Origin of the sequence: Candidatus Phycorickettsia trachydisci (genome assembly GCF_003015145.1) — a bacterium.
GTDB classification, from domain to species: domain Bacteria; phylum Pseudomonadota; class Alphaproteobacteria; order Rickettsiales; family Rickettsiaceae; genus Phycorickettsia; species Phycorickettsia trachydisci.
Genome location: NZ_CP027845.1, coordinates 530,900 through 543,919, shown reverse-complemented (window position 1 = coordinate 543,919; position 13,020 = coordinate 530,900). Strand labels below are relative to the sequence as shown.

At 34.7% G+C, this 13,020-nt stretch carries 9 protein-coding genes; all 9 read left to right on the top strand.

Annotated elements, in window-relative coordinates; genetic code table 11:
- Positions 1 to 60: 60 nt before the first annotated feature.
- The 9 genes from clpB to uvrB all read left to right on the top strand — a co-directional run bounded on the left by clpB (position 61) and on the right by uvrB (position 12,885).
- Positions 61 to 2,625, top strand: a complete 2,565-nt coding sequence (gene clpB / locus phytr_RS02345) for an ATP-dependent chaperone ClpB (protein WP_106874290.1) — start codon at positions 61 to 63, stop codon at positions 2,623 to 2,625.
- Positions 2,626 to 3,033: 408 nt separating this feature from the next.
- Entirely contained in the window at positions 3,034 to 3,189 is a 156-nt protein-coding gene (locus tag phytr_RS06385) for a hypothetical protein (RefSeq protein WP_158706831.1), read from the top strand.
- A gap of 239 nt (positions 3,190 to 3,428) precedes the next feature.
- Complete coding sequence (locus phytr_RS02340) at positions 3,429 to 4,352, top strand: class I SAM-dependent methyltransferase (RefSeq protein WP_106874289.1); 924 nt, start codon at positions 3,429 to 3,431, stop codon at positions 4,350 to 4,352.
- A gap of 156 nt (positions 4,353 to 4,508) precedes the next feature.
- Positions 4,509 to 6,311, top strand: coding sequence for an RNA polymerase sigma factor RpoD (gene rpoD / locus phytr_RS02335; RefSeq protein ID WP_106874288.1), 1,803 nt, complete (start codon positions 4,509 to 4,511; stop codon positions 6,309 to 6,311).
- Between the two features lie 38 nt (positions 6,312 to 6,349).
- Positions 6,350 to 6,664, top strand: a complete 315-nt coding sequence (gatC, locus tag phytr_RS02330) for an Asp-tRNA(Asn)/Glu-tRNA(Gln) amidotransferase subunit GatC (protein WP_106874287.1) — start codon at positions 6,350 to 6,352, stop codon at positions 6,662 to 6,664.
- On the top strand, positions 6,665 to 8,134 hold the full coding sequence (gatA, locus tag phytr_RS02325) for an Asp-tRNA(Asn)/Glu-tRNA(Gln) amidotransferase subunit GatA (protein WP_106874286.1): 1,470 nt from the start codon (positions 6,665 to 6,667) through the stop codon (positions 8,132 to 8,134).
- Position 8,135: 1 nt separating this feature from the next.
- The gene (gatB, locus tag phytr_RS02320) at positions 8,136 to 9,575 is read left to right on the top strand and encodes an Asp-tRNA(Asn)/Glu-tRNA(Gln) amidotransferase subunit GatB (RefSeq protein ID WP_106874285.1); all 1,440 of its coding nucleotides are present in this window, start codon (positions 8,136 to 8,138) and stop codon (positions 9,573 to 9,575) included.
- Entirely contained in the window at positions 9,572 to 10,906 is a 1,335-nt protein-coding gene (gene cysS, locus phytr_RS02315) for a cysteine--tRNA ligase (RefSeq protein WP_106874284.1), read from the top strand. The genes gatB and cysS overlap by 4 nt, the downstream gene beginning before the upstream one ends.
- Positions 10,906 to 12,885 carry an excinuclease ABC subunit UvrB gene (gene uvrB / locus phytr_RS02310; RefSeq protein WP_106874283.1) on the top strand — a complete coding sequence of 660 codons (1,980 nt, stop codon included), beginning with the start codon at positions 10,906 to 10,908 and terminating at the stop codon, positions 12,883 to 12,885. The genes cysS and uvrB overlap by 1 nt, the downstream gene beginning before the upstream one ends.
- The last annotated feature ends 135 nt before the right edge of the window (positions 12,886 to 13,020 follow it).

Genomic DNA, 13,020 nt, shown 5'->3' with positions numbered 1-13,020 from the left:
CTTGATTTTTATATAAAAAGCTCTAACTCTATAAATGATAATACATCAAGAGTAAAAGCTATGAATCTAGATAAATTTACAGAAAGCGTTCAAGCAGCTATCTTAAGTGCTCAAAATTTAGCAATTAAGCTGGAGCATCAGCAAATTTTACCTTTACATTTGCTAAAAAGTCTTTTAGATGATGAAACTGGCGTGGTAGGAGCATTATTTTTGCAAATGGAAAAAAATCTTACTGGTTTTACCAACCTTGTATCAAACGAAATTAATAAACTTCCTAAGGTACATGTCCAAAGTGGCGGAAAGGTATATTTTGCTACTGAGACTATTAAAGTGATAGAAGATGCAAAAGATTTAGCTCAAAAATCAGGGGATAGCTTTGTTACTGTAGAGCGACTTTTTGAAAGTTTAGTTTCATCAAGAGGGGATGTGGCTACCTTACTCAAAAATTATGGAATTACTTTGACGAACCTTCGAAATGCAATCATGCATCTTCGCAAAGGTAGGACAGCTGATTCAGCTCACGTTGAGCAAAGCTACAATGCTTTAGCCAAATATGGCCGTAATGTGACAGAGCTTGCTTTGAGTAATAAGCTTGATCCCGTGATAGGCCGTGAAGATGAAATACGAAGAGCTATCCAGATATTATCCAGAAGATCCAAAAATAATCCTGTATTAATTGGCGATCCAGGTGTTGGTAAAACTGCTATTGTAGAAGGTCTTGCTCAGCGTATTATAAATAATGATGTGCCTGAGTCTATTGCTGGATGCCAAATCTTTGAGCTTGATATGGGGGCACTCATTTCCGGCGCAAAATTCAGAGGTGAATTTGAAGAACGCCTTAAAAGCGTTTTGAATGAAATTAAGGAATCAGAGGGAAGGATCATATTATTTATAGACGAGTTGCATTTATTAGTAGGAGCTGGAAAAACCGATGGAGCTATGGATGCTGCAAACCTTTTGAAACCAATGCTTGCAAGGGGTCAACTTCATTGTATAGGAGCAACTACTTTAGATGAGTATAGAAAATATATAGAAAAAGATGCCGCTCTTGCCCGTAGATTTCAGGCGCTATATGTGACTCAACCATCTTTAGAAGATACCATATCTATTTTACGCGGGTTAAAAGAGAGATACGAATTACACCATGGTATTAGAGTTTCAGATAGTGCAATTATAGCTGCTGCAAATCTATCAAACAGATATATAACGGATAGATTTTTACCGGATAAAGCTATTGATCTGATAGATGAGGCAGCAAGTAGGCTAAAAATTCAAATCACTAGCAAGCCTGAAGAGTTAGATTTATTAGATAGAAAAATTATTCAGTTAAAAATCGAGGCTGAAGCTATGAAAAAAGAGACTAGCCAGTCAGCAAAAGCAAGATTAGAAGAGCTATTAACACAGATTGCTACTCTTGAGGCTAAAAAACATGAACTTGATAGCAAATTCGCTGTAGAAAAATCTAAAATCAAAGCAATTCAAAAAATTAAGGAAGATATAGATAAGGCAAGACAAGAATTAGAAAAAGCTGAACGCACGAGTAATTTGGCAAGGGCAGGGGAGCTTAAATATGGTATTATCCCAGACCTGGATAAAAAACTTGCCGAATATGAAAATAATAAATCCAGTGGTCTCGTGAAAGAAGTTCTGGATGAAGAAGACATCGCCACCATCATCTCTAGATCCACGGGTATACCTATAGATAAAATGCTATCTAGTGAAAGAATCAGGCTTTTATCTATGGAAAAGGTGTTATCGGAACGTGTTATAGGACAACAAGAAGCAATAGCTGCAGTTAGTGATGCGATAAGAAGGGCTAGAGCTGGAGTACAAGATGAAAATAAACCACTTGGTTCATTTCTATTTTTGGGGCCAACTGGTGTAGGTAAAACAGAGCTCGCAAGAAGTTTAGCCTGGTTTTTATTCGATGATCCAAATGCGTTATTGCGTATAGATATGTCTGAGTATATGGATAAGCACTCTACATCTAAGTTAATTGGAGCTCCTCCAGGGTATGTAGGTTATGAGCAAGGTGGGGTACTTAGTGAGTCTGTTCGTAGAAGGCCTTATCAGGTGATATTGTTTGATGAAGCTGAAAAAGCTCATGTAGAAGTATTTAATTTATTGTTGCAAATACTTGATGCTGGAAGACTTACAGATTCACAAGGTAAGATCATAGATTTTAAAAATACGATTGTTATCTTAACATCTAACCTTGGTTCAGAACTAATGTTGGAAAAACCTCTTGAAAAAGTGAAAGATGAAGTGATGGGACAAGTGCGCAGATTTTTTAAACCAGAATTTTTAAATAGGCTAGATGAGATTTTGTTATTCGAACCTTTGAAACAAGGACAAATAAGGCAAATTGCTGCTATACAGTTAGAAAAGTTTAAATCAGATCTATTAAATAGACATCAGATTCATTTAAATTATGATGATAAAGTGATAGATTATCTTGCTCAAAAAGGCTTTGATCCAATATATGGGGCTCGTCCCTTAAAGAGAGTTATACAAAAACTTGTACAAGATAAAGTTGCAAAAATTATTTTAGCTGATGAGGTAGGTCCTAAAAAAAATATTGATCTGTCTTTTATAAAAGGTCAAATAGAATTCAACATATTATAGGTGGCCATTTATCTTGCGTGTTAAGTGCATATCTAATTTTTGCTCCATCTCAAAATAAAACCTATAATAAAGTTTTCCTAAATCATAAAAAAATGTTTTGGATAAATAGGAAAATTACCTTGATATATACTAATTGTATTTATCACGCTATGTAAATAAGAATGCTTCAATATTGGGAATAGGGGTCCAAAACGGGGAACATTTGCAAATATTGAAAAAATATCTCAAGAATGCAAAAATTTATGGAATAGATATTGATCAGAATGTTTGTAAAATGGATTTAGGCAAAAATATTAAAACTTTTTGCTTTGACGCAACAAAAGAATAGCTAATTAATAAAAATTTACGAACTAATAGAATATTTTAAGTCTTTAGCTGATTTGTTGAACGTATATCATATTAATAAAAATGACAGTTTACGATAGTGTAATTGTAATCAAAAAATTTGGTGTCCCCAAATCAAATGTCTCTTATAAAAGAGTAGTTGTTGGTACTAAGCAACCTATAATTCCTATGATAGATATAGCTAAGGAACAAGGCGTCTATTATGGCAATGATGATTAGTAAACAGAGTTTTCAAAAATAAGTATTCTATTTTAAATCTTTATCGCAAACATTTTGAAGATGAATTTTCAATTTGTTAGATAGTTTGAATAAAACATAACCGAGTATTTTTGAAGTATTATAGCAGCGCTTTAAATTTTTTCTCCTTTAAGATCTAAAAAAATAGATATTTTTCAATCAATAGTTTTATCTTTAACGAGTGATATAAAATAACTATGAAAGATATATAAACTGACTTTATGCGGAAAACTAAGCTCAAAGATTGGGTTTTAATTTTAATTACTTTTGCTTTTTTGCTGTTTATAGGGGATATAATATTTAAAATTCAGATTACAACTTTTCAAAAACAAGTTCGTGAAACTATAAAAGAAGAGTTATATTTAAACGAAATACGTCACAATCTTGTCCAATTCTTAAAAGTATATACGGCATATAAAGATAAAATTCCCTTAAAGCTAGTTCGTTATGGTAGAGACAATGATGGTGGTTATATCATCCCAGAAAAAGCTTTGGAGCAAGCTGATGTACTGATTGGTTATGGTATTGATCAAGATAGTTCTTTTGAAGAAGATTTTGCAAGAATTTATAAAAAACCTTCGTATGGTTTTGATTGTGGAGTGGATTATAAGGGGGGCAAGAATCCTTTATTCACTTTCATCAATGAATGTATCTCAAGTGATAAATTTTTATTTTACGATCAAAAATCTTCTAATAGAATTTTATCTTTTAGTCAGCAGTTGGATAATCTTCAAATAAAAGATAAAAAAATTTTCATCAAAATGGATATAGAAGGTGGAGAGTATGAAGTATTTGATGAAATATTGGAATATAAAAATAACATTACTGGTATAGCTTTGGAATTACACCTAGATCTAAGTAAAACTGGCTTACTAAAAGCTTTGAAACTGTTAAGAGATTTAAGGCAAAATTTTGTTTTATTGCATGTTCATGGTAATAATTATTGTCCGGGGTATTTGATTGATGCTAATTCTTTGGGTCCAATACCCACTGTACTTGAGCTAACATATATCAATAAATCTCTTGTAACTAATTACCATATAGCCGCAAATCAATCTCATCCAACTTTGATAGATGCGCCTAATGACCCAACTAGAAAAGATGTATATTTTGAAATTTTGTCATCTAAAGCATGTTGTGAGTGAATTTTCTGGAATTGATAAAAAGTTTAAAACGAGTTATAATTAAATGTCTTGAGATATAATGGTCACGTTTTTAGAGTTTTTTGATTAAAGCGTAAAAAACCTCGATAATTCTACAAATGCCAGTTTATCTTTAACAAGTTATAGAAAATAAATTATATGTCTAACGATAATATAGACGATTTCGACATCGATCCAGATAAAAAAGATCCCAAAAATTTAGATAAAAATTTACGTAAGAAGAATCCAGATAGTGTTTTCAGTGACAACGCTGTAGGAGCTTTTTTGGATCCAGAAGAAGAGCAAATTGATTGTGGAGATGGTTTGACTATTTCTACTAGTTCTGTCAATACATTAGATGATGATGAACAGCAGACTGATACACGAGATGATCCAGTACGTGTTTATCTTCGAGAAATGGGGGGAGTAGAGCTTTTATCAAGGGCAGGAGAGGTTGCGATTGCTCAAAAAATAGAAGCAAGCCAGGAGCAAATGATGAATGCTCTATTTAGAATACCGTTTTCTATGCGTCAACTAATTAATCTTCATGCTGAACTTGTTGAAGGGTCATCGCTTCGTGAAATAATAGACCTAGATCCAATAGATGTGAATGAAGATACTGAAGCAAATGAGGAAAACCCCGCTCAGGCTATTGAGGAGCAAGTATTGCAGGCTACAGTTGAAAAATTTGAAGAAGTGGTTGCTGCTTGCGAAAAATTGATACAAGTAGCTCAAAGTAGCTATATGAAGTATAGAGATATTGGACAGTTTATTATGGGGCAGGAGTATATTGTTGGAACTAAAGAACTTTCTGAGCAGATTCAAAGTCTGCACTTAAATCAGAAAAAAATTCAGCAATTACTGGATATTTTCTATAACCACGATAAAAACCTTGCATCGTATGCTATGAATTTTAGTAAAATTGCTGAAAAATATGGTATTAATAGGACCGATTTTTTAGACCATTACATACCTAAAATTTACACTCATCTTAATAAAGTTACTGCTAATTTATTTGATAAACCAGAATGGAAAAAATTTGTTTCAGAACAACAGGAATTTATTGATGTTACGATAGAAAGTATTAAAGCTATAGAGCAAGAAGTAAGCCTGCCAATTTATGAGTTTAGAAATCTTTTTAGTGCAGTTTATGAGGGTAATCTGAAGACTATTAATTCTAAAAAGGAAATGGTAGAAGCAAATTTGCGTCTTGTTATTTCTATTGCTAAAAGGTATGCAAATAGAGGTCTGCAATTCCTTGATCTTATACAAGAGGGAAATATTGGTCTAATTAAAGCGGTAGATAAATTTGATTATCGCAGAGGGTATAAATTTTCTACTTATGCAACGTGGTGGATTCGTCAAGCAATTACCAGGTCTATTGCGGACCAAGCAAGGATTATCCGTATTCCTGTGCATATGATTGAAACAATCAACAAAATCATCAGAGCGTCAAGGCAAATACTAAATGAATTAGGGCGTGAGGCAGAACCTCATGAAATTTCGGAGAAGTTAGGTATTCCTGTTGATAAAGTTCGTAAAATCATGAAAATGTCTAAGGAACCTATTTCTCTTGCACAGCCTATAGGTGATGAAGATGAGGGGGGTAGTTTGGGGGATTTTATTGAAGACAAGAATACAGTAGTTCCATTTGATTCAGCAGCACGCGCTAACCTAAGTGGTATCACAACATATGTATTAATTAAGAAGCTAACCCCAAGAGAGGAGAGGGTGATTAGGTCTCGTTTTGGTATTAAATGTAAAGAGCAAACCTTAGAAGAGATAGGTTCCGACTTTAACGTTACGCGAGAGAGAATTAGACAAATTGAAGCAAAGGCTTTGCGTAAACTGCGTAGTGATGATAGCTCTCAGCGTTTAGGACAATTTGCTACAAAAATTGCTAAAGAAGGAGCCTATGATGATGAGGAAGAAGATTCAGATGATTTATTGATCTCCGGCTAGATTTGTGATTTACTTATTTTTTTGAATCTAAAAATTATATGTCAGTTACTCAGAACGTTATTAAAAAGACAGCTAAGCTTGCTAAATTAAGATTTGAAGGAGATGAGCTTGCAAAATTTGCCCAAGAGTTTAACTCCATATTAGACATGGTAGATAGCCTGCAGAACGTTGATACAAGTAACATGGAATGCTTAGAGTCTTTATCTAAAAAACAAATTACATTAAGGGCGGATGAGATTAAGGATGGTAATTTGCAAGAAGATTTGTTCAGTAATGTCAAAGGTCCTAATGCTCCACTGGCCAAAAAATTACATTGTTTTGTTACACCTAAAGTAGTAGATAGTGAAGAATAGATGAGCGATTTACATAAACTAACGATCAAGGAAGCTATTAGCGGATTAAAGTCAAAAAAGTTTTCTAGCCTAGAGCTAACAAAAGCTCATCTTGCGCAGATGGAGAAATATAAACGTTTAAATGCCTTTGTTGAAGAAAATGCAGAGCGTGCTTTAGAATCAGCTAAAGAGTCTGATAATAATATAAAAAACGGCACTTTTCGAAAATTAGAGGGAATACCACTCAGCATTAAAGATTTATTTTGTACTAAAGGTATAAGAACAACAGCATGTTCTAAGATGCTCAGTAACTTTGTGCCTACATATGAATCTACGGTATCTGGCAAAGTCTTAAATGCTGGAGCTGTTATGCTTGGTAAAAATAATTGCGATGAATTTGCCATGGGTTCAGGTAACATTACTAGCTATTTCGGGCCTTGCATCAATCCTTGGAGCTTTAATGTAAATAAAGACCTTGTACCAGGTGGATCTTCTGGTGGATCTGCGACAGCGGTGGCTGGATTTATGTCTATGGCTAGCCTTGGTACAGATACGGGTGGCTCTGTGCGTCAACCTGCAAGCTATACAGGTACAGTGGGTATTAAGCCTACTTACGGTAGATGTTCAAGATTTGGTATGATTGCATTTGCAAGCTCTTTAGATCAAGCTGGTATACTTGCGCGTAATGTATATGATGCAGCCTATGTTTTGGAAGTTATGATGGGTTTTTGTGAAAAGGATTCAACTTCTATAAAAAAAGATGTACCAGATCTTTTAACCCCTCAAACTAAATCTGTTAAAGGTTTAAAAATCGGTTTACCGGTTAACTTATTGAAAAAAGAGGGTTTAGATCCACAGATTCTTGATATGTGGCTTAAAAGCGCTGATATCTTAAAATCTCAAGGAGCAGAACTTGTTGATATAAACCTTGATTACATAGATCATAGCCTTGCAGTTTACTATATTGTAGCTTGCGCTGAGGCATCATCTAACCTAGCTAGATACGACGGCATTAGGTATGGTTTTACTCATTTTGATGAAGATTTAAATAACATGTATGAGCTAACACGCTCTGAAGGTTTTGGTCAAGAAGTAAAACGTCGTATTATGCTTGGTACTTATGTACTTTCTGCGGGATTTATGGATGCATACTATAGAAAAGCTCAGCAAGTACGTAAATGTATTTATAATGATTTTATGAATGCGTTTAAGAATGTAGATAGCATTTTGATACCAACTGCACCAACTGAGGCTTTTGCTACTGATTATAAAGAAACAAATCCAGTTTTGATGTACTTAAATGATATTTTTACCGTACCTGCAAGCCTAGCTGGTTTGCCAGCTATGTCAATTCCAGCGGCATTATCTAAAAATGGTCTTCCATTGGGTATGCAAATAATTGGCAAACCTTTTGATGAAGAGATGATAGTCAGAGTTGCAGCTGAGTTAGAGCGTGGCATTAACATTAATTTTATACCAAAAGGTTTTTAGTATGAGTTTAGGTAATGGTTGGGAATATGTTATAGGTCTTGAGGTTCATGCTCAAGTTAAATCTAATTCTAAATTATTTTCTTCATCTCCTGCAACGTTTGGTCAAACTCCTAATTCTTGCGTAGCTTTGTTTGATGCGGCTCTTCCTGGCATGCTTCCAGTGCTAAATGAGCATTGCGTGAGGCAAGCTATTAAGACTGGTCTTGCGATAAATGCAACTATCAATAAGGTATCTGCTTTTGACCGTAAAAATTACTTTTATCCAGACTTGCCGAGCGGTTATCAAATTTCTCAGTTTTACCATCCTATAGTTTCTAATGGATATCTAGATATAGAAATTGGTGATCAGGTTAAAAGAATTAGAATTGAGAGAATACACTTAGAAAAAGATGCTGGAAAAAGCTTACATGACCAAGATCCTACCAAGACTTTTATTGACCTAAATAGAGCCGGTATTGGCTTAATGGAAATAGTAACAGCTCCTGATTTGAGCTCACCAGAAGAAGCTGCTGAGTACTTGAAAAAATTGCGTAGCATTTTAAGGTATTTAGGTACTTGTGATGGTGATATGGAAAAGGGATCTATGCGCTGCGATGCTAACGTATCGGTTAGAAAAAAAGGGGCCCCACTAGGAACTAGGTGTGAGATAAAAAACCTTAATTCCATTAAAAACATAGTAAGTGCTCTTGAGTACGAAGCAGAAAGACAAATAGAAATCATTGAAGCTGGAGGTGTGATTGAGCAAGAAACCAGGCTTTTTGATGCTGAAGTTGGAGAAACTCGCTTAATGAGATCAAAAGAAGATGCTTTAGATTATAGATATTTCCCAGATCCTGATTTACCACCATTGGTTTTAGAGCAAGACTATATTGATCAAGTCAAAAAAGAAATGATAGAATTGCCCGACGCTAAGAAGCAAAGGTATATTGATTCTTATGGTTTAAGCAAGTACGATGCTGGAGTTTTATCTGCTGATAAGGCTGTTGCTGACTATTTTGAGATAGTCGCTAAAAATTCTGATTATAAGCTTGCTGCTAACTGGATTATGGGAGAATTATTTAGCTATCTCAATGATAACGACCTTGAAATCGTTAATGCTCCTATTAAGCCAGAGCATTTAGCTGAGTTGATTAATCTAATTAGTGATAAGACTATCTCGGGTAAGATTGCAAAAGATATCTTCAAAGATATGACGACAAGTAATATGACTCCTAAAGAGATAGTGAAAGCTAAGAATCTTGGGCAAATTTCTGACCCGAATCAACTTGCTGAAATTATAGATGAAGTGGTAAAAAATAATCCCGAGACCGTGCAAGAATATTTATCGGGTAAAACAAGACTATTCGGCTTTTTGGTAGGTCAGGTGATTAAGGCAAGTGGTAATAAGGCCGACCCTGTGCTTGTAAATAAGTTGCTACAAGAAAAGCTTCAAAAATTATGAAGTTATACCTTCAAAACACATTATCAAAAAAAAAAGAACTTTTTGAACCATTAAATAATAAAGCTGTAGGAATGTATGTATGCGGTCCTACAGTTTATGACTTTATACATATTGGTAATGCAAGATCCCTTGTTGTTTACGATACATTATATCGTCTTTTGTCTTATATTTATGGTAAAGATCATGTGATTTATGTTCGCAATATTACGGATGTAGATGATAAGATTAACAATCGAGCAAAGCAATTAGGAATACCAATTTTTGATCTGACAAAAAAGACCATTGCAGATTTTTATGAAGATGCATCTTATCTAAATTGTTTATCTCCAAACATAGAGCCAAAAGCAACAGACCATATGCCTCAGATGATTGAGATGATTCAGCGGCTTTTGGATAATGGTTGTGCTTACGTCAAAGAAGGTAATGTATATTTTGATGCTAAGAGTTATAAGGATTACACAAAGCTATCTGGACGTAAAATAGCTGAGGCTAAATCTGGTACTAGGGTAGTTGCTGCTGATGATAAGATACACCTTGAAGATTGGGTTTTGTGGAAAATTGGCAAACATGGCGAATATGAATCACCATTTGAAAGTCCCTGGGGCAGGGGCTATCCCGGATGGCACATTGAGTGCTCTGCTATGTCTTACCAATATTTAGGCAGCGATTTTGATATACATGGAGGTGGTATTGATTTAATCTTTCCACATCACACAAATGAAATTGCTCAAAGTTGTTGCGCATTGCCAGGATCTAGATTTGCACAATTTTGGGTTCATAATGGATTCTTGAATGTAGAAGGGGAAAAGATGAGTAAATCTTTAAATAATTTTATTACAGTGCAAGATGTAAGAAATCAAGGTATAGAAGGGGATGTATTAAGGTATGCTCTTCTTAATGCGCACTACCATAAACCGCTAAATTTTTCCAAACAATTACTTAACGAAGCAACCAAAAATATTTCTTTATTGCGTAGAGTGACGCAAGATGTAAGACCAGAAAAAAGCCAAGAAGCAGATGATTTTTTTGCTGCGTTATTTGATGATTTAAATACACGAAAAGCTTTGCAATATCTCGTCTCTTTAGCTAAAAAGTCTGATCTTAAGTTAAGCAGCTGTATAAAATATTGCGCAAATTTTATAGGCTTACTTGAAAAAAATGTTAAGCTAGAAATTAGTACCAAAGAAATTGAGCAATTAATCCAAACTCGTCTGCAAGCCAAAAAAGATAAAAATTGGGCTTTGGTTGATAGAATACGAAACGACTTAAGAGAAAAGGGAATAATATTGCAAGATTTAAAGGACGGCACTACATCTTGGTATAAAGAGTAATGGGGTTTCAAATATCAAGCAAATTTAAGCCAGCAGGCAGCCAACCAGATGCCATTAGCGCACTAACAAAAGGTTTGAGAGAAGAGCAAAAGGATCAAGTGCTGCTTGGTATTACCGGATCTGGTAAGACTTTTACTATGGCGAACGTCATACAAGCCGTAGATCGTCCAACTTTGATTATGGCCCATAATAAAACTCTTGCTGCTCAAATTTATCAAGAAATGAAAGAATTTTTTCCAGATAATGCAGTAGAGTATTTTGTTTCTTACTATGACTATTACCAGCCAGAAGCATATATTCCAAGTTCCGATACTTATATAGAAAAAGATTCATCCATTAATGAGCAGATAGATTTATTGCGGCACTCTGCAACAAGATCGCTACTTGAGCGTAGAGATGTTGTAGTGGTTTCATCAGTTTCTTGTATTTATGGTTTAGGCTCTCCTGAATTATACCAAGAAATGACAATGCGTCTGCAAAAAGGACATAATTATAAAAGATCTGAATTACTGAAAAGGTTAGTACAATTACAGTACGAACGCCACGATACAAATTTCGAGAGAGGTAGTTTCAGGGTTAAAGGTGATAATATAGATATTTTTCCAGCCCACTACAGCGAAAAAGCATGGAGACTTAGTTTTTTTGATGAACAATTGGAAGAAATATGGGAATTTGATCCTTTAACAGGTCAGAAGCTGGCTCCACTAAGCCAAGCGGTAATTTATGCGACTTCGCATCACGTAACCCCTCAGCATGTTATCGAAAAAGCTGTAGAGCAAATTAAAGAAGAGTTAGTAGAACGCTTAGAATTTTATAAGGCAAATTCAAAATTTATTGAAGAACAACGCTTAAGGCAAAGAGTGGAGTTTGACATAGAAATGATGATAAGCACTGGTACTTGTAAAGGTATTGAGAATTATTCCAGATATTTTACTGGTCGCAAAGCTGGCATGCCTCCTCCGACGTTATTTGAATACCTTCCTCCTGATGCATTATTATTTTTGGATGAAAGCCATGTAACAGTCCCTCAAGTAAGGGCTATGTATAATGGTGATAGGGCTCGTAAATCAGTGCTCGTTGAGCATGGTTTTAGACTTTCTTCTGCCTTAGATAACAGGCCTCTTACTTTTGATGAGTGGGAGAATTTTAGGCCTCAAACTATATACGTATCAGCTACTCCCGCATCATTTGAATTACAAAAAACCGATGGTAAATATATAGAACAAATCATAAGACCTACAGGTCTTCTTGATCCGTTATGTATTATCCGGCCAGCTCAAAATCAAGTTGAAGATTTAGTTAAAGAACTAAAGGTTGTAATAGAAGCTAAGGGTAGGGTGCTCGTTACTGTTTTAACAAAAAAGATGGCAGAAAGACTAACGGAATACCTATTAGAGCAAAATTTTAAGGTTACATATCTTCATTCAGAAATTCATACACTAGAGCGTACAGAGATTATTAGAGATCTTCGCAAAGGTGATATTGATATTATAGTTGGCATTAATTTATTGCGAGAAGGTCTAGATATTCCGGAGTGTATGTTAGTTGCGATTTTAGATGCAGATAAAGAAGGATTTTTGCGTTCAGAAGTTTCGCTAATTCAAACTATAGGTAGAGCGGCACGTAATGCTAATGGAAGGGTTTTGTTATATGCTGATGTTATTACTCAATCTATTAAAAATGCTGTTGATGTTACCCATAAGCGCAGGAGTATCCAGGAGCAGTATAACAAGGAGCATAATATTAAACCTATAACCATAGATCGCAGTATTAAAGCATTAATTGAACTGGAGAAATTGGATAAGGTAGTGGATAGTAGCGATCATGAAATAATCCATAATGAGAAGAAGCTAAAGTCATATCTGACGAAACTTAAAAAAGAAATGCTCAAGGCTGCAAGCGACCTCGATTTTGAAAAGGCTGCTGAATTGAGGGATAAAATTAAAGCTTTAGAGGATGCTGCGATGAATTTAAGTTAAATTTATCACCACACCCTTTTCAAGATGTATATTTTGTGATTTAATACATTTTAGTAAATTGCAAAGTGTCTATGTTCCTGCGATATATATTTTTTCTTTTTTTCTTCTCAAATAGTTTAGCCATTCCGATTTATA

Excerpts from the sequence above, each read along its gene's own strand:
- clpB (WP_106874290.1), top strand. The coding sequence starts at position 61 with ATGAATCTAGATAAATTTACAGAAAGCGTTCAAGCAGCTATCTTAAGT.
- cysS (WP_106874284.1), top strand. The coding sequence starts at position 9,572 with ATGAAGTTATACCTTCAAAACACATTATCAAAAAAAAAAGAACTTTTT.
- phytr_RS06385 (WP_158706831.1), top strand. The coding sequence starts at position 3,034 with ATGACAGTTTACGATAGTGTAATTGTAATCAAAAAATTTGGTGTCCCC.
- phytr_RS02340 (WP_106874289.1), top strand. The coding sequence starts at position 3,429 with ATGCGGAAAACTAAGCTCAAAGATTGGGTTTTAATTTTAATTACTTTT.
- gatB (WP_106874285.1), top strand. The coding sequence starts at position 8,136 with ATGAGTTTAGGTAATGGTTGGGAATATGTTATAGGTCTTGAGGTTCAT.
- gatC (WP_106874287.1), top strand. The coding sequence starts at position 6,350 with ATGTCAGTTACTCAGAACGTTATTAAAAAGACAGCTAAGCTTGCTAAA.
- rpoD (WP_106874288.1), top strand. The coding sequence starts at position 4,509 with ATGTCTAACGATAATATAGACGATTTCGACATCGATCCAGATAAAAAA.
- uvrB (WP_106874283.1), top strand. The coding sequence starts at position 10,906 with ATGGGGTTTCAAATATCAAGCAAATTTAAGCCAGCAGGCAGCCAACCA.
- gatA (WP_106874286.1), top strand. The coding sequence starts at position 6,665 with ATGAGCGATTTACATAAACTAACGATCAAGGAAGCTATTAGCGGATTA.